Here is an 18,309-nt window from a genome sequence, read left to right as displayed (position 1 = left end):
TGTTAATGCTTTAGTTACTATATGTACATGATGAAACCAGTCATTTGTACAAAGCTTTTCATTCATATTATTAACTGTTTTTTCGATAGAAGAATGTGTCCTCTACTTCAAATTCGTAACGAGATGGATTAAAAATTTGCTCTGTCGATCCTACAAATAGTATGCCATCCTTGCGTAAGGCTTTACTAAAATCGTTATAAATTTGATCTTTGGCTTCTTCCGTGAAATAGATCATTACATTGCGGCAAACTATTAAATCATAATTGCTATCATAGGTATCATTAAGCAAATTTTGTTTTTTAAAGGTTACACAACGCTTAATCTCATCCTTCACGCGGTAGAAGGAGCCCTCTTGTTCAAAACATTTAGCTTTAATGTCATTTGGCACTTCTGCTAAAGAACGTTCTGGATAGACACCTAATTTTGCTTTTTGAATGACATTTTCATCTAAATCAGTAGCAATAATTTGAATTTGAGATAAAGGCACTAATTGAGATAAGACCATTACTAATGAATATGGCTCTTCTCCTGTTGAACAAGCAGCACTCCAAATTTTTAAACGCTTATTTGTTTGTAATAGCTTAGGTAATATTTTCTTTTGCAATACGTCCCAACGCTTTCCATTACGATAAAATTCAGAAACATTAATCGTCATACGATCTAAAAACTCATTCATTAAATCACGATCTTGTTCAAGTGCCTTTAGAAAGTCAACAAAATTTCGATAACCTTTTTTTTCATAAAGTGAGGTTAATCGTCTTTTCATTTGCGCTTCTTTATATAACGCTAAATCTATTCCTGTTTTGCGCTTGATACCTTCTATAAACTGTTCATAATCAGACATATGGTCATCTTCCCCTCTAGCGTCGTAGTTCCATTATAGCGGAAAAGAGACAATCCTGAAATAGTCTTTCTCATGTATACACATCTACTTGCTTGAGTTTTGTTTTTCCTCTAATAGTAGCACCTTTGACTGTTCTAATTCAAGGCGCATTTTTTCCGTTTCAATCGTATAAGTTTCTAATCGAAGTTTTTCTAATTCCACTTCTTTTTCGATAGCCTTTAATTTAATTTTTTGCTGTCTCGTACGGGAATCTGTAAAAATCCCAGCTAAAGAAATAATAACCCCACCAATAATTGCTACAATGGCAATTGACAATACGATCACATCCTTTCGTTACTAAAATTATACGGCAAAATGGAAAAAATAGTTTCACTTTTCAGGAATTTATTTCAATTAAAAAATGAAGGTAGTTTTTCACTACCCTCATCCTAGCAAATTAACTAAACTTGTACACGGTAATCTTTTAAATCTTCTCGTAATTTCGCCTTCAAAAATTTACCTACAGATGTTTTTGGTACCTCCTGAATGAAAACTATATCATCTGGTATCCATGTTTTATGGAATTGCGTTTGTAAATTTTCGATGAGCTCCTCTTTAGAAATGGAATCCTTGTATTCTGGCTTTGGCACTACACACGCCAGAGGACGTTCCAGCCATTTTTCATGTGGGATGGCAATCACAGCGGCTTCAAAGACTTTTGGATGGGACATCAAGGCATTTTCTAACTCAACTGACGAAATCCATTCTCCACCACTCTTAATTAAATCTTTTGTACGATCGGTAATTTTTATATAGCCATCCGGCGTCATTACCGCGATATCACCTGTATAAAGCCAACCATCTTTAAAGGCTTCTTCTGTACGCTCATCTTGATAGTACTCATTTGCGATCCATGGACCTCGTATCGTTAGTTCACCCATCGTTTCACCATCCCATGGCACCTCGCCATTTTCATTAACAACACGGGTTTCAAGAAGGGGCATTGTCATCCCTTGAGTAATGCGAACATGCATTTTTTCATCAGCCGTGTAGTCCTGCATATGGGTTAAATACGTGGATAAGCTTACAAGCGGAGAGGTCTCAGTCATCCCATACCCAGTCATATAAGGAATCTTCAGCTCCTCCTCGAAGCCCTTTACAAGACCAATAGGTGAGGCAGATCCGCCACAAACTATTAATCGCATTGACGATAGGTCACGGGGGTGTAGACGTTGCTCCTGTAAAACACCGAGCCAAATAGTAGGTACACCTGCCGTCAAGGTTACTTTGTACACGTCAAAAAGCTCAAGTAAAAGCTGAGGCGTAAACATAGGACCTGGTAATACCTGAGTGGCACCAAAGGCTACACTAGCAAAAGGGAAGCCCCATGCATTGGCATGAAACATTGGTACAACAGGTAGCACAACATCCGACTCACAAATAGCAATACTATCTGCAAGTCCAGCGGTTAAACTGTGAAGGACGATACTGCGATGTGTATAAACTACTCCCTTTGGCATACCAGTCGTTGCACTCGTATAGCACATACCAGCAGGTGTATTTTCATCTAAATCTTCTGGAAAAGTGAAATGCTCATCGGCATCTGCAATTAGTGCCTCATAGGACAAAGCATTTGGAATGGGGAAAGATTCTAGTGCCACAGCATCTCCCATAATGATAATGTGTTTAACCGTTTTTAATTGTGAAACAAATGGTGCGATAAGAGGGACTAAATTGTCGTCAATTAATAATATTTCATCCTCCGCATGATTAATGACATAGACAATATGCTCAGGAGCTAATCGAATATTGATCATATGCAGAACCGCTCCTGCACATGGTACAGCAAAATAGGCTTCCAAATGACGATGATGATTCCAAGCAAATGTCCCAACCTTTGTGCCCTGCTGCATACCTAATTTTGTTAGGGCATCTGCTAATTGACGAGTTCGTTTGACATATTCTATATACGTAAATTCATGAATAGTTGTAGCGCTTGTTCGCGAATATATTTTCTTTGACTGAAAAAATCGTTCTGCTCGATTCAAAAAACTTGTTAATAATAAAGGCGTATCCATCATATGCATTTTACCGCTCCCCTTCGCTGACAAATTTCCGAAACAACCGAGGCTAACTGCTGCTACAATAAAAAGATTTACTTAGGCTGCATACGAATGGCTCCATCCAAACGAATGACCTCACCATTTAACAAACCATTTTGGATAATGCTTTCAACAAGAAGTGCATATTCGGATGGCTTGCCAAGTCGTTTGGGGAATGGCGTCATTTGTGCAAGAGCTGTCCTTGCAGGGTCTGGTAAAGACGCAAACATTGGTGTTTCAATTAAACCAGGTGCAATAGTCATCACACGAACACCAAACTCTGCAAGCTCGCGTGCAATTGGTAGTGTCATAGCTGCTACGCCACCTTTAGATGCACTATAGGCAGCCTGTCCAATTTGACCGTCAAATGCTGCTACAGACGCCGTATTAATAATAACGCCGCGCTGTCCATCCTCGTTTGGCTCATTACGCTGCATTTTCTCAGCTACTAGACGGATGACATTGAATGTACCGATTAAATTAACCGATATTATTTTTTCAAATAAACTAAGTGCATGAATCCCACGCTTGGAAATTACTTTGCTCGCATCTGCAATTCCTGCACAGTTCACCGCTACATTAATATGGTCAAATGCTGCTATGGCTTGCTCAAGACCTGTTGCTACATCTTCCTCTTTCGTAACATCTACTCGCACATAGATTGCCTTTTCCCCTAATTCCTCTACTAGAGCTTGTCCACGTTCATCATTCACATCAAAGATGATGGATTTGCCACCTTGTTCGACGATGTGACGAACAGTCGCCTCTCCTAAACCAGATGCCCCACCTGTTACTACTGCAACTACTTCATGCTTCCTCATTGCACATACCCCCCTTTACATTTTTTCAATAATCGTAGCATTAGCCATCCCCATACCTTCACAAATAGCTAGTAAGCCGTACCGGTAATTTTCTCGTTGCATTCGATAGAGCAAAGTCGTTAACAATTTTGTTCCGGTAGCACCTAATGGATGTCCTAGTGCAATTGCTCCGCCATCTGGATTGAGCTTCTTTGGGTCCCCACCAATTTCCTGCAACCATACAAGTGGCACAGGTGCAAAGGCTTCATTGACCTCATAGGTGTCAATATCCTCTATGTTCAAGCCAGATCGTTCTAACGCCTTTCGAGTTGCTTCGATTGGTCCCGTTAACATTAATGTCGGGTCAGAACCTACAACAACTCTTGTCAAAATTTTAGCGAGTGGCTGAATACCAAGTTCCTGCGCTTTATCCAATGCCATAACTACTACTGCTGATGCCCCATCACTCATCTGACTAGCATTACCAGCCGTAATGACGCCATCCTCTTGAAAAACAGTTTTTAAACCATTTAAAATGTCAACGGTAGTTCCAGCACGAGGTCCCTCATCCTTAACAACTGTTGCTACAGTGCCATCTTCTTGAATGACTTCAATAGGTAGAATTTCATCTTTGAAAGACCCTGCTTCAAGGGCTGCTAGTGCTCGTAGATGACTCTCATAGGCATAACTATTGAGCTGCTCTTTTGATAAGGACCATTTTTCGGCTATTTTCTCTGCTGATAGTCCTTGATGAATAATATTAAAATTTTCCTGTAAGCGATTACCTAAATGAGCATTTTTCATGTTAGTCCCCATAGACACCCTAGACATACTTTCCACACCGCCAGCAATTACTATATCCATATCACCGGCTAATATAGCTTGTGCAGCGAAATGCACCGCTTGCTGGCTAGAACCACATTGACGATCAATGGTCACACCTGGCACACAATCGGGAAATCCAGCCATTAACAGGGCTGTCCTCGCAATATTCCCCCCCTGCTCTGCAGTCTGCGTCACACAGCCTAAAATGACATCATCCACTTGTTCCTTATTTATGCCTGCCCGTTTTACAGCCTCCTGCAACACATCAGCAGCCATATCATCTGCTCGAACATGACTTAATACACCCTTACTTCGCCCCACAGCCGTTCGCACAGCCGCAACAATCACCACTTCTCTCATCTCCATTGCCCCTTTTCGTCGTCATCCTTCACAGTTTATTGACAAGACTATTAATATATTCCTAACTTAATTATCAGAATATTATAGCATTTATTGTACATGAATAAGAAGTTTTTAACAATTCTATATGGTTCTAAAAATAGATGATTCACTAAGTTGACTGGCCCATCTAAATAACCACAATCCTACTAACCATCTCCATTTTTTAAGCAAAAAAAAGCAACCTCAATTATATTGAGATTGCCTAATCTATTCGCAAATTAAACTAAATCTTCACCGAAGAATAAAGCGATTTCGCGCTCTGCAGAAGCAAGAGAGTCAGAACCGTGGATGATGTTGTGAGAAACAGTTGTTGCGTAGTCACCACGGATTGTACCTGGGTTAGATTCCTCAGGTTTTGTTGCACCCATCATTGTACGAGCAAGTTTAATTACATTTTCGCCTTCCCATACCATAGCGAATACAGGACCAGAAGTGATGAAATCAACTAGTTCACCAAAGAATGGACGCTCAGCATGTTCAGCATAGTGCTTTTCTGCTAAATCTTTTGAAATTACCATTAATTTAGCACCTTTCATTACAAAACCGCGACGCTCGAAACGATCAACGATATCTCCAACTACTTGTCGTTCAACGCCATCTGGCTTAACCATTAAAAAAGTTTGTTCAATTGCCATGTTTAAAACACTCCTTAAATTCTTCTAACAGGTTTTACACCTACCGATAAATATTAACAAAAAAAGAGGCTTTGTACAACAAAAAGCTAGAATTTGCGCTTACCCATAAACAATGCGACATCACGTAGCTTTTTCTTTACGGGATGTTTTGGCAAAGCATCTATTTCTTGTAAAGCCTTTTTTAAATATTTATCACTCATACGATTAGCTTGCTCAATTGCATGAGATTTACGCACATACTGCAACATATTTTGACGTTCGGCTTCTGTTAACGTACCAGCAAATACTTTTACCAAGTATGGTTGCATCTCCGGATCATCCTTTAACAAGAGAATCGGTAAGGTAATATTTCCTTGTAATAAATCACTACCTGCTGGCTTTCCTAGCTCCTTATCTGTTGCCATAATATCTAACACATCGTCGATAATTTGGAAGCTCATGCCTACAAAGTAGCCGAAGCGTTTTAAATGACGTACAGTTTTAGCATCCACGCCTGCTGCAACAGCCCCTAACTCACAACTAGAAGAAATAAGTAAAGCTGTTTTGCGTTTAATTCTTCTAAAATAATCCTTTAAACCTTGATCAAGTCTAAATTTATCTTCAATTTGAATAACTTCACCGTTACAAATCTCAACCATGGTACGTGCTAAAATTTGATGAACTAGTGGGTCTTCTAATTTTGTAATATATTCGAGAGCACGTGCAAAAATAAAATCGCCCGTGTACATTGCTACTCGGTTATTCCATTGCGCTTTGACAGTTGGGCGTCCTCTTCGCATATTGGAATCATCAATAACATCATCATGGACAAGTGATGCCATATGAATGAGCTCTAAAGGTACTGCAACATCCTTCATCTTCTCAATGTCATATTCACCAAATTTTGCACCTAGTAATACAAAAATTGGTCGTATACGTTTGCCACCAGCTTGTAATAAATGGAGAGAAGCATCGTTGATCAAATATGAAGATGAGTCCACCGCATTTTCTAACTCTCGTTCAATGATATCGATATCTGATTTCAAATCGGAATAGAGTAGTTTTAACTTCATCTTTTCCACGTGTGAAAACCTTCCCCCATTAACGTATCTTTTTAAAGCCTATATGCATTGCCGCAGCACCGCCACTGTATGCTTTGTACGTTACTTTTTCTAATCCTGCCTTCTCAAACAATGCCGCTAACTTTTTCATACCTGGGAAATCATTCGCAGATTCTTGAAGCCAAGAATACTCCTTGTAACTTTTCGCAAATATTTTACCAAATATCGGCATTATATATTTAAAATAAAAACGGAATAATTGACGGTAACCAGGAATTTCAGATTGAGATGTTTCTAAACAAACAACCATTCCACCTGGTTTTACGACACGGTGCATTTCCTTTAAGACTTGCAAATAATCTGGTACATTGCGTAGACCAAAGCCAATTGTCACATAATCAAACGTATCATCTGGAAAAGGTAATTCCATAGCATTTCCATGAATCAGTTCAATTTGCGGATATGATTGTACTTTTTTTTCGCCAACTTTAAGCATGTTTTGACTAAAGTCCAGTCCTTTTACTTCTCCACTTTCTCCAACTGCCTCAGCCAATGCGATCGTCCAATCTGCCGTACCACAGCAAACATCCAATGCCTTTGATCCAGGTTTGACAGCCATGTGTTTCATCGTATCGTTACGCCAACCAATATGCATTTGGAAACTAATAACACCGTTCATTTTGTCATAATTATCCGAGATACTCTCAAATACTTCATGAACGTGCTCTGCTTTCGTTTTAGCCATTTTGAAAAACCTCTCTTATCCGTTAGTAGAAGCAATAGAAGCCTCTACATGTGCATGTAAAGCTCGTTTCACATCACTTTGTAAAAATGATGCACTCTCCACCATCTTCGACAGCTCTATTTTTAAATGCACTATTTTTTCTTTGATGACGCTATTAAAAGTAGTACCCTGACGTTGAACACTTTCTTCAAGTGCCTTACCTATTAAGGACGTTTGTCCACGTTGATAAGCTGCCATTTCTTTTTCTAAACGTAAGATCAATAAACTTTTTTCCATCAACGGTATATATTCACTAAAGGAATAAAGCTCGAAAAATTGAGCAATTAATCCTGATTCAATATTACACATCGAAGCATACCATTGCTCGATTGTTCTTTGTTCGGTCTCATACACCTTTATCTGGTTTTCACATCGTGTCACAATTCCCTGTGACAAATTTCGTATCAATGCGACATTTCCAGACATCGCTAATATTTCGTAATAACGACCACTATAAAAATCCCCAGCTAATACTGTAAGCTGCTGTTCTTTAGAAGTAGCATCTAATTCTTTTATGTGATCGTGTGCCGCCAATGCCGCATACACAATGCCAACAGTAATGGCAGCCTCTTGTTGCTCTTGTTGCCACTCTTCACCATTCAAAAACGGGACTAACAAATAAAACAATTGATTTTCATCTAGCACAGGCTTTCCTGTGTATTTTTGCAAAGTTCTATGACGAACATCCATGAAAATCTCTGTTTTTAACTGGGCAATTGAATTTTGAATGTATGTTGCATTCATAGACCTTACTCCATTTCACTTTCAAATACGTTAATCCTATAAGGCTTAACGTTTGCTTACTGAGTCATTATAGCATACGCAACGATGCGGAATAAAAAAATTTTGCTTTTTTCAAGAGGATAGGCAGTAGAGCTTTCCCATGAAAAGGGAATGCTACTGCCCATATAATTAGTTTTCACATCTCACTCTTTTATATGTGCCTAAATGGCACGGGATAAAAACTATTATGAAACCATATCTTGTCTATATCTTATTTTTTTGCTTCGCTATGGATCACACCATGTGCTGTATGAATCTGTGCTTTCCCTCGAATCTTCATCGCAGAAGTGTGTTCTGTAAATTGAGCAATCATAACTTCGCCGGCATCTAATTTTTCAGAATGATGGAACTTTGTATCTGTTCCACGCGTTAAACCAATAACATGTACACCATCTTCTTCAGCTTGAATAACAATATAATCTTGTGACATTCTTGTACACTCCTTAAATCCGACAAATTCTTAGTTCATCATAACATAATTAGACAAGCAATTTAAGACATTTGAATAAATGATAGAACTTCTCTACGCTTTACTTCATCATGCTCATAAACACCACGTGCTACAGATGTTACTGTCTTAGAGCCTGGTTTTTTCAGTCCTCGCATAGTCATACACATGTGCTCAGCCTCAATCACCACATAAACTCCTTTTGGTGCTAGCATTTCCATAATGGTATCAGCGACTGAAGATGTGATACGTTCTTGCAACTGTGGTCGGCGAGCAATTGTTTCTACTGCACGACCTAATTTGCTTAGTCCTGCAACAATGCCGTCATTCGGTATGTAAGCGACATGTGCTTTTCCATAGAACGGAACTAGATGATGCTCACACATCGAATAAAAAGGAATATCTTTGACAAGAACCAATTCTTCATGATCCTCGTGGAACACTGTTCTAAAATAGTCTTTGGCATCTTCATGTAAGCCACTAAACATCTCAGCATACATTTTTGCAACACGCTTTGGTGTATCTAATAAACCTTCTCGATTTACGTCTTCACCTACCGCCTCTAAAATCATTTTTACTGCTTCTTCTATTTTTAATAAATCTATATTCGACATTCAATAAACCTCCTGCGTATCAAAACATTACACATTTCCCTATGCATCGTAGCACATCCAAAAGGTAAGCGCAAAATGACTTACTTGTTTCACAAAAAATTTGCTGCAAGTTAGCAAATCTAGCTTTTATTATAATTATGTATAGTCAACTTGAAGTTAAAAAGAGCAGTCTCCATGTTCGTTAACATGAAGACTGCTCTATGTAACTACTAGACGTGTATTATTTTACAGCGTCTTTAAGTGCTTTACCTGGTTTGAAAGCAGGCACCTTGCTAGCAGCGATTTCGATTTCTTTACCAGTTTGTGGGTTACGACCTTTACGAGCCGCACGTTCACGTACTTCGAAGTTACCAAAACCAATTAATTGTACTTTGTCACCCTTTGCAAGAGCATCTTGAATTGTATCAAATACAGCTTCAACTGCTTTAGAAGCGTCTTTTTTAGAAAGACCTGCAGCTTCAGCAACAGAGTTTACTAATTCTGTTTTATTCACACCATTCACCTCCTCTCAAAGGGTCATGAACCAATTCTGTAAAAAGAGTAACACATAGAAAACCGCTACGCAACTGTATTCATTCATGATTATAACCAAAAAATCAGTTTTTCACCCAAAAAATCAAAAAAAAGGACTTTTCGCATAAAAACGAAAAGTCCTTTTCCTATTTTTTACACTTCTTTTTATTTTTTATCACTATAAAATAAATGTTACTAACCCTCGATCACCTTCGTTTACCATACGTTCGATCGTTTGACGCATCCGTTTTTTGGCTGTATTTGGAACTGCATCCATTTTATATCTAATGCCTTCTTTTAATACTTCATGTAATGGTGTTCCAAAAAGTTGTGTATTCCATAGAGCATCACGGTCATGTAAATAAGCATGGTTCAAATCTTTTAAAAGTTGCTGACTATGGAACTCAGAGCCGATTAACGGGGCAAATTCTGAATCCATATCGACACGAATAATGTGATAAGATGGCGCCTTCGCTTTCATTCGCACACCAAAGAAATTATTTTGCTTAATTAATTCTGGGGCTGTTGGCTCAAATTCCTGCATCATTGGTAATGTAACACCATAGCCTGTCGTATCCGCATCATGAATGGCACTTTTAAAGCGTTTTTGAGCTTCTTTTGCCTCCGCTGCTTCTTTAATAAACAGTAGCCAATCCTTTTTTGTTTCAATCGGTTCTTCTAACCACTCATTACAAACCGATTTATATAGTTCACCCTGTAAGGACACACGAATTACAGCTGTGCCAATACCGGCATCTACATGGACTACTTCACTTTGATCTATAAAATCAATAGCTTTAAAAGCATCAGATGCTTGTTGCACATCCCTAATTTTCATAACAGAAGAAAGCACTTCTTCCATGGAATCAATCAATGCAACATTTAATGGATGTGAGGCATCTAGTACGTCTAACCAATCTGGCTTCTCCACCTCTATCGTACGGATTGGGAATTCAAATAACGCCTCTTGTAATATATACTGAATATCAGTTTCTCTCATTTGATCAATTGAAATGGCGATAACAGGAACATTATAACGTTCAAACAACTCATTGCGCAGTTGAACAGTTTCTTCTCTAGCTGGCATTTGGCAATTAAGTAAAATGACAAAAGGCTTGCCAATATCCTTTAATTGCTCAACAATCTCTTCTTCTGCCCTCTCTGCAGCTCGACGACTAATACCATTAACCGTTCCATCAGTTGTCACTACAATTCCAATATTCGCATGATCACGAATTACTTTATCCGTACCTATTTTCGCTGCTTCCTGAAACGGAATAGGCTCTGTATGCCAAGGAGTATGAACAAATTTTGGTCCATTTTCATCTTCATAGCCTTTTGTTCCTTCGATAATGTAACCCACACAATCTGCCAATCGAATTTGAAATGGCATTTCATCGTCACCGACCACAATACGGGTTGCTTGAGCAGGCACAAACTTCGGCTCAGCAGTCATAATGACTGGCCCCGGAGAACTTTGTGGCAACTCATCCTGTGCTCGCATTCTTTCTGTTTCATCCACAATGTTTGGTAACACGACGGATTCCATTACCTTTTTTACAAATGTTGATTTACCTACACGTACTGGACCGACAACACCAATATAAACATCGCCATTTGTTCGCTCTGCAATTTCTCTAAATACTGCTTCACTCAAGGTTTCTGCCTCCTTTATCTACGCTTTTTCACTATATGCGAGCTTGTAGACAAATATGAAAAAGCCCCTCACAAATGTAAGGAGCTTGTTGATTATTCTTCTTTTTTCTTGGCGGCTTCTGCCTCTTGTTTTTGTCGTTCTTGAGCCTTCTTGGCATCTGCCTTATAAGTGTCCATATCATAAACCGGCTCACCCTTCTCGTCCACTGTATACGGAACAGAGTAAGCAGGTACTACAGGAAATTTATCGACAAGTAATTGGCGAATATCATCGCCCGGTTTGACATCCGGCTTGTCTTCTTTTAGAAGTTGTCCTAAATCAATGGAATAATCTACATGTAATTCACCGTCACCAGTCATAAAGAGCGGTAATTCGACGCCTGAATAGGGACTTTTCACAGTAACCTCTGTTTTATAGCCTAAATCCTTATAATTAATTTGGTACACATTATCTGATGTTGAGCCTGTTATTGGTAAATATTGTGTAGATAGTTTCCGAATTCCTATTTCGCGAATACGCTCTGCAGCATTTAAATCTACTAGTTTAACGGTCGCTTCATGCTCAGGATCCCAAATAATATACTGATATATACCGCCTTTTTCATAGGCGTTTCCAGGGATCGTCGACAAATACTTCGGCATAAGCTTTTCAAAATCAATTAAATACTTGATATATAAATCTGTATCTAATTCGCTATTTTTAATGGGCACTAGCCCACCAGTTGCTTCACGGTATTCATTAACAGCACGCTGAACAGCTGCTAGTTGGTCTACATCAGGCGTAACCTTCGCCCTTTTCTCGTCTTCTGGGTACGCACACCCGACTAACAATATGGCGGTTGCAATTACCACCAGAAAAGTACTTAGTTTTTTCATGTTACTAACACCTCGTTATTTATTATGCTGGCCATGTGGCAACTATAAGTACCATTAAAAATGTGCCAAGTCCAAACAGTATGTATGCACATAAATTTACGATTGTTCGTAAAAATACATTTGAAATCTTGTTACGAGCTAAATAAATTAAGCCGACTGATATTATCATAAAGCCTATACAATAAAACGATACCCACATTACATCTAAAGCAGGCATATGAGCTAACGGGCCCATTTCCAATAACCACCTTTCTTTCTATGTCAAGACACAATCAAAGTATATTATACTATGTGCCTTTGTTAAAAAGAAATAGTTGTCCCATAACTATCAAGAAATGGACAACCTTTTAAAATGCTTTAACTATTCAACTGATAGCACATAATAAGGTGTCTCAGTAGATTCACCGAGACACCCTATTTATGTCCGTTTCATGACAAATTTAATCATAAAAATAATATTAATGCTTCATCTCGTCAATTTCACGTTTTTTCATGCGCATCATAAGTGCATCAACTGCCACTTTCGGCTCTACTTCGTTAAAGAGTACACTATAGAGCTCTGTGGAAATAGGCATTGCCACACCATACTTTTCTGCTAATTGATAGGCAGCCTTTGTAGTACGCACACCCTCTACAACCATCCCCATCTGATCAAGAACCTCTTGTAACTTCATACCCTGTCCTAGCATATTACCAGCTCGCCAGTTTCTTGAGTGCACGCTTGTACACGTTACAATCAAATCACCCATGCCTGTAAGACCCGAGAACGTAAATGGATTACCACCCATTTTTACACCTAAACGAGTAATCTCCGCAAGTCCTCGCGTAATTAATGCGGCTTTCGCATTATCCCCATAATTCAAGCCATCTGTAATGCCTGCAGCTAAAGCGATAACATTTTTCAGTGCCCCACCAATTTCTACACCGATCACATCGTCATTTGTATAAACACGGAAAAATTGGTTCATAAATAAATCCTGTACTTTTTCAGCAGCATCTATGTCCGCACATGCAGCTGTAACCGTTGTAGGATGATGAAGAACTACTTCCTCAGCATGACTTGGCCCTGAAAGCACTACAATTTCATCCACTTTTTCAGCAGGTAAGCTCTCTGCTAATATTTCAGAAATTCGCTTTAGAGAATCAGGCTCAATTCCTTTTGAAACATGTACAAATAAAACTTTTTTAGTTAATTCAGCCGTCAATTTTTCGCAAACTTCACGAATTGCTTTTGTCGGCACAGCCACAACGATTGTTTCAGCATGTGTTGCTGCCTTTGCAATATCACTCGTAGCATGTAAATTTGTTGGCAATACCGTTTCAGGTAAATATTTTTTATTGGTATGCATACGGTTGATTTCTTCTGCCTGTTCAGCTCGATGTGTCCATACAAGCGTATCATGACCATTTTCCGCCAGTACCATTGCCAGCGCAGACCCCCAAGAGCCTGCCCCTAACACACAAACTTTTTCCATAAAAAAATCCTCCCTTTATGTGGGTTGTCTACACTACTTTCTTTTCTTGTAAAAAGACGCCACCCAACAATTGTGTCGGGTTGGCGTATTGTATGTGTATAACTTTAACTTTAAGCACGAGCACGTGTAATTAAACGAATCGGCGTTCCTTCAAAGTCGAATGTTTCACGAATACGATTTTCTAAGAAACGTTCATAAGAGAAGTGCATAAGCTCTGGTTCATTGACAAATACCACAAACGTTGGTGGCTTAATCGCAACCTGCGTAGCGTAGTAAATACGTAAACGGCGACCTTTATCGGTTGGCGCAGGATTACGTGCTACTGAATCTTCTATGACTTCATTTAAAATAGAAGATTGAATACGCATCGCATGATTCTCACTAACACGTTGGATAATCGGTAAAATCTGATGAACACGCTGTTTCGTATTAGCCGAAACGAAAATAATCGGTGCATAGTCTAAAAATAGGAAATGCTCACGAATTTGCTGCGTAAAAACATTCATAGTTTTTTCGTCTTTCTCGATAGCATCCCATTTATTGACAACAATCACAACAGCTTTTCCCGCTTCATGCGCATACCCAGCAATTTTCTTATCTTGCTCCTGAATACCTTCTTCCGCATTCAGTACCACTAACACAACGTCTGAACGTTCAATCGCACGTAACGCACGCAAAACAGAATATTTTTCGGTTGTTTCATAAATTTTCCCTTTTTTACGCATACCGGCAGTATCAATAATGACATATTCCTGATCTTCATATGCATACGGTGTGTCAATTGCATCGCGTGTCGTACCCGCAATATCACTAACAATTACTCGATCTTGACCTAAGAAAGCATTCACTAAAGATGATTTCCCCACATTCGGACGACCGATTAATGAGAATTTAATTACATCATCTCCGTACTGCTCTTCATCTTCTTTCGGGAAATGTTTCGCACATTCGTCTAATAAATCCCCTAAACCTAAGCCGTGAGAGCCAGAAATTGGCCAAGGCTCACCGAAGCCCAATGCATAAAAATCATAAATCATTTCACGCATATCAGGATTATCGATTTTATTGACTGCTAGTACAACAGGTTTCTTAGTTTTGTATAAAATTTTAGCTACTTGCTCATCGGCTGCCGTTACCCCTTCACGACCATTTGTCATAAAAATAATAACGTCTGCTTCATCAATGGCGATTTCAGCTTGTTGACGAATTTGCTCTAAAAACGGCTCGTCCCCAATTTCAATCCCACCTGTATCAATAATATTAAAATCGTGTGTTAACCACTCTGCCGAACTATAAATACGATCACGTGTTACGCCTGGGATATCTTCCACAATAGACACACGCTCTCCAACGATACGGTTAAAAATCGTCGACTTACCTACGTTCGGACGACCTACGATGGCTACTACTGGTTTCGTCATCTGTACTTCATCCTTCCAACTTCTTGTCTTTCGCTATTATACACGAAAAATGCCATTATATCATATCATATCCATAAAGTAGAACGCTATGTATGGCTTTACCAAACCAAACGATTTATTTTCGCGGTTTTATGCTGTATTTTGAAAGCGTGAGGCGAGGATTTTTTGAGGGTAAATCGGTTGCTTTTTGAATTCAATTAATTGGAAGGTTCTTTTCGTTACTTTGAGGGTTTAACTGCTATTACTAGAGTTGTATCCGTCACTTTGTAGGTTTCCTCCCACTTCAATGCTTTTATCCATCTCTTTGCAAATCCTATCTCATCACTCCAACAAAAAAAAGCAAGGATACAATCTTGTATCCTCGCGTTCTTCTTATTTAAAGTTTTTTAATTGATCGCCAATTACGTCTCCGAATGAGAAGCCTGTGTTTTCTTCAGGTAATTCGTAGTCGATCACTTCTTCTGCTTCTGGATTTTCGAGCAATTCTTTAATGCTTAGTGCTAATCGGCCGTCTTCAGCATTGACATCAAGGACTTTTACTTGTACTTCTTGTCCTTCTTTTAATGCTTCATGTGGTGTATTGATATGTTTGTGAGCGATTTGCGAAATGTGCACTAATCCTTCAACACCTGGGAAAACTTCCACAAATGCGCCGAAAGATGTAAGACGCTTCACTTTACCGTCTAGAATAGCACCTTTAGCTGCACGTTCTTCGATATTCGACCAAGGTCCAGGGATCGTTTCTTTGATAGATAATGAAATGCGTTCATTTTCTGGATCAACAGATAGAACTTTTACAGTTACACCTTGTCCTTCTGATAAAACCTCACTCACATCGCTCACATGCTCATGAGACACTTGTGAAATGTGGACAAGACCATCGATACCACCAAGGTCAATAAATGCTCCAAATGATGCCAAACGCTGTACTTTACCATCTAAAACATCGCCAGCCTTGATTTGATTAATAACGTTTTGCTTTTGTGAAGCTTTTTCTGATTCAACTACTGCGCGATGAGATAAGATTAGGCGATTCTTTTCTTTATCAAGCTCAACAATTTTAAAGCTTAATGTTTTGCCTTTATAACCCTCAAAATCATCGACAAAGTAGTCTTCTACAAGTGATGCTGGTACAAAGCCACGTACACCTAAATCTACGACAAGACCACCTTTAACAATATCCTTCACTTCCGCTTCGAAAATTTCTCCTGCGGCAAATTGTTGCTCAAGTGTATCCCATGCTTTTAAAGCATCCACTTTACGTTTTGATAGGACAAAATTTTCTTCCTCAACCTTTGTAATCATCAAATCTAACTCATCCCCAACAGAGATGACATCAGAAGCTTTCTCAATGTGCAAGCTTGATAATTCACTGATTGGGACAATACCATCAAATGGTGCACCTGGAATTGATACAGATACTGCTTTTTCATCAACTTGTTCTGCAATACCTTTGACGATATCACCCTCGTTAAACGTTTGTTCTGCATAGTTCATTTCTTCAGACATATGTAACCCTCCTTCGCATCTTCCCTTACTATTTTATTCGATATTGAAGACAAAGACAAAAATAAATCCTTTAAATTCGAAAAATGTCTGAAATTTTTGGATTTATAGCATTTTTTCTTCTGCTAATTTTAAAATAGCTTGTACTGCATCTTCGATAGACAATGCTGTCGTATCTAAAAATACGGCATCTTCTGCTTGGATAAGTGGTGATGCTTCACGCTCACTATCTTTTTTATCACGTAGTGCAATTTCTTCCTGAAGTTTTTCAAGTGAAGAGTCGATTCCTCTTTTTTGATTATCTATAAATCGTCTTCTTGCGCGTTCCTCTACCGTTGCAGACATAAAAATCTTTAGCTCTGCATCTTTCAATACATGTGTAGCAATATCGCGGCCATCCATAACGACGCCACCATTTGCTGCCAGTTTTTGTTGTTGAGCTACTAATAACTCACGAACCTTTGCATGGGCAGCTACTTGAGAAACCGATGATGTGACTTCATTTGATCGAATATCAGCTGATACATTGTGACCATCTAAAAAGACAAGCTGCCCCTGTGGAGATGGCTTTAAATCAATGGTACTTGCTGCTAACATCTCAGCTAATTTTGCTTCATCATCTAAATGTATGTTTTGTTGCATCGCTTTATACGTAACTGCTCGATACATTGCACCTGTATCGATGTAAGTAAAATCCAATGCCTCAGCAACAATTTTTGCAATAGTACTTTTACCGGCACCAGCAGGCCCGTCTATCGCAATTTGAATGTTTTTCTTCATTTTCTTCCCTACTTTCTGTCACCTCATATTGTATCATATAACCTATAAAAAGCCCTCTGCAAGGAGAGGGCTTTTAAAAAATTGCTATGCAAAATATTAAGCATTAAAGGGATTCAATTCTTTACGTCGATTGCCTAATTGACGCTCAAAGCAAAAGCGAACGATATGTTGTTGGTCTACATCATCTGAATCCGTGAGCTGGATTGTTGCAATTCGTTTAGAATCTTTTTCAAAAATACGCACGACAGTTGCCTCTGTTATCACGTATTTCACATCCCCATTGGCAAACGGCAAGGCAACCGTTAATTTCACCTCATCCCCATCGTTAAAAGCTACTTCTCCTTTCAAGATGAGGGCCAAGCCTCCTGCACTAATATCCGAAGCAACTAACTGATATTTGTGATCCTTGAACTGAACTGCCACATCTACTGGTGTTTCAACTCGTACATATTCTCGTCGTTGAATTTTAATAAATTCCTCAGGCTTTGGGCAATGCAACATAATCATTGGTATATGGCCCGCTTTACGACCTATTACCTCCGTATTAAAGGCAAATGATTGTTTGTCCTCAGTACGAAAGGTTGCTCTAAATTCAGAGCCATCTATCAAAAATGCTGTTTTCTTTGTCGCCATATTAATTGGATAATCAATATAAAGAATATGATCTTGTTGCTCTACAACCTTACAGCGAAATTTCTCCACAAGTTCTGTATAAGTCGGTTCAAGTTGTAATTGTGTACCAATTTTAATCTCCATGAGCATCTCCCCGTACAAAAAATATGGTTTAATTATCTCATGAGATATAAATTTTGGCTATAAAAATTGG

At 38.8% G+C, this 18,309-nt stretch carries 20 protein-coding genes; all 20 read right to left on the bottom strand.

Annotation, left to right across the window (positions count from 1 at the left end; translation table 11 throughout):
• Positions 1-70 precede the first annotated feature (70 nt).
• Positions 71-844 (bottom strand): CheR family methyltransferase, encoded by a 774-nt coding sequence (locus tag B3D94_RS14965; RefSeq protein ID WP_193831370.1) that lies wholly within the window; start codon positions 842-844, stop codon positions 71-73.
• Positions 845-928: 84 nt separating this feature from the next.
• Positions 929-1,159: a hypothetical protein gene (locus tag B3D94_RS14960; protein WP_008180398.1), complete on the bottom strand. Its 231-nt coding sequence runs from the start codon at positions 1,157-1,159 to the stop codon at positions 929-931.
• 125 nt (positions 1,160-1,284) lie between these two features.
• A complete protein-coding gene (locus tag B3D94_RS14955; protein WP_069480671.1) occupies positions 1,285-2,910 on the bottom strand; it encodes a long-chain fatty acid--CoA ligase in 1,626 nt (541 codons plus the stop codon).
• A gap of 68 nt (positions 2,911-2,978) precedes the next feature.
• A complete protein-coding gene (locus tag B3D94_RS14950; protein WP_291758069.1) occupies positions 2,979-3,746 on the bottom strand; it encodes a 3-hydroxyacyl-CoA dehydrogenase in 768 nt (255 codons plus the stop codon).
• A 15-nt stretch (positions 3,747-3,761) separates the two neighbouring features.
• On the bottom strand, positions 3,762-4,910 hold the full coding sequence (locus B3D94_RS14945; RefSeq protein WP_291758067.1) for a thiolase family protein: 1,149 nt from the start codon (positions 4,908-4,910) through the stop codon (positions 3,762-3,764).
• 260 nt (positions 4,911-5,170) lie between these two features.
• A complete protein-coding gene (gene ndk / locus B3D94_RS14940; RefSeq protein ID WP_008180402.1) occupies positions 5,171-5,587 on the bottom strand; it encodes a nucleoside-diphosphate kinase in 417 nt (138 codons plus the stop codon).
• A gap of 86 nt (positions 5,588-5,673) precedes the next feature.
• Positions 5,674-6,648: a heptaprenyl diphosphate synthase component II gene (gene hepT, locus B3D94_RS14935; protein WP_069480668.1), complete on the bottom strand. Its 975-nt coding sequence runs from the start codon at positions 6,646-6,648 to the stop codon at positions 5,674-5,676.
• Positions 6,649-6,667: 19 nt separating this feature from the next.
• The gene (locus B3D94_RS14930) at positions 6,668-7,372 is read right to left on the bottom strand and encodes a demethylmenaquinone methyltransferase (RefSeq protein WP_069480667.1); all 705 of its coding nucleotides are present in this window, start codon (positions 7,370-7,372) and stop codon (positions 6,668-6,670) included.
• Positions 7,373-7,387: 15 nt separating this feature from the next.
• On the bottom strand, positions 7,388-8,155 hold the full coding sequence (locus B3D94_RS14925; RefSeq protein ID WP_069480666.1) for a heptaprenyl diphosphate synthase component 1: 768 nt from the start codon (positions 8,153-8,155) through the stop codon (positions 7,388-7,390).
• A 250-nt stretch (positions 8,156-8,405) separates the two neighbouring features.
• The gene (gene mtrB, locus B3D94_RS14920; protein ID WP_008180408.1) at positions 8,406-8,624 is read right to left on the bottom strand and encodes a trp RNA-binding attenuation protein MtrB; all 219 of its coding nucleotides are present in this window, start codon (positions 8,622-8,624) and stop codon (positions 8,406-8,408) included.
• A 62-nt stretch (positions 8,625-8,686) separates the two neighbouring features.
• Positions 8,687-9,256, bottom strand: a complete 570-nt coding sequence (gene folE, locus B3D94_RS14915) for a GTP cyclohydrolase I FolE (RefSeq protein WP_069480665.1) — start codon at positions 9,254-9,256, stop codon at positions 8,687-8,689.
• Positions 9,257-9,476: 220 nt separating this feature from the next.
• Positions 9,477-9,749, bottom strand: coding sequence for an HU family DNA-binding protein (locus B3D94_RS14910; RefSeq protein WP_004232618.1), 273 nt, complete (start codon positions 9,747-9,749; stop codon positions 9,477-9,479).
• Positions 9,750-9,947: 198 nt separating this feature from the next.
• Positions 9,948-11,426: a stage IV sporulation protein A gene (spoIVA, locus tag B3D94_RS14905; protein WP_069480664.1), complete on the bottom strand. Its 1,479-nt coding sequence runs from the start codon at positions 11,424-11,426 to the stop codon at positions 9,948-9,950.
• Between the two features lie 92 nt (positions 11,427-11,518).
• Positions 11,519-12,301 carry a hypothetical protein gene (locus tag B3D94_RS14900; protein WP_069480663.1) on the bottom strand — a complete coding sequence of 261 codons (783 nt, stop codon included), beginning with the start codon at positions 12,299-12,301 and terminating at the stop codon, positions 11,519-11,521.
• A 22-nt stretch (positions 12,302-12,323) separates the two neighbouring features.
• Positions 12,324-12,536: a DUF2768 domain-containing protein gene (locus B3D94_RS14895; RefSeq protein ID WP_008180416.1), complete on the bottom strand. Its 213-nt coding sequence runs from the start codon at positions 12,534-12,536 to the stop codon at positions 12,324-12,326.
• 223 nt (positions 12,537-12,759) lie between these two features.
• Complete coding sequence (locus B3D94_RS14890) at positions 12,760-13,776, bottom strand: NAD(P)H-dependent glycerol-3-phosphate dehydrogenase (RefSeq protein WP_036124568.1); 1,017 nt, start codon at positions 13,774-13,776, stop codon at positions 12,760-12,762.
• A 110-nt stretch (positions 13,777-13,886) separates the two neighbouring features.
• The gene (gene der, locus B3D94_RS14885; protein ID WP_025114723.1) at positions 13,887-15,197 is read right to left on the bottom strand and encodes a ribosome biogenesis GTPase Der; all 1,311 of its coding nucleotides are present in this window, start codon (positions 15,195-15,197) and stop codon (positions 13,887-13,889) included.
• 372 nt (positions 15,198-15,569) lie between these two features.
• Positions 15,570-16,706, bottom strand: coding sequence for a 30S ribosomal protein S1 (rpsA, locus tag B3D94_RS14880; RefSeq protein ID WP_069480662.1), 1,137 nt, complete (start codon positions 16,704-16,706; stop codon positions 15,570-15,572).
• A gap of 102 nt (positions 16,707-16,808) precedes the next feature.
• Positions 16,809-17,483 carry a (d)CMP kinase gene (cmk, locus tag B3D94_RS14875; RefSeq protein WP_291758038.1) on the bottom strand — a complete coding sequence of 225 codons (675 nt, stop codon included), beginning with the start codon at positions 17,481-17,483 and terminating at the stop codon, positions 16,809-16,811.
• 96 nt (positions 17,484-17,579) lie between these two features.
• Positions 17,580-18,239, bottom strand: a complete 660-nt coding sequence (locus B3D94_RS14870; RefSeq protein WP_069480660.1) for a flagellar brake protein — start codon at positions 18,237-18,239, stop codon at positions 17,580-17,582.
• Positions 18,240-18,309: the final 70 nt, after the last annotated feature.

The organism is Lysinibacillus sp. UBA5990, from assembly GCF_002429815.1.
In the GTDB taxonomy this organism is placed as follows: domain Bacteria; phylum Bacillota; class Bacilli; order Bacillales_A; family Planococcaceae; genus Lysinibacillus; species Lysinibacillus fusiformis.
Note: the sequence above shows the minus strand (reverse complement) of the source record. Positions and strands in the feature narration are given on the sequence as shown.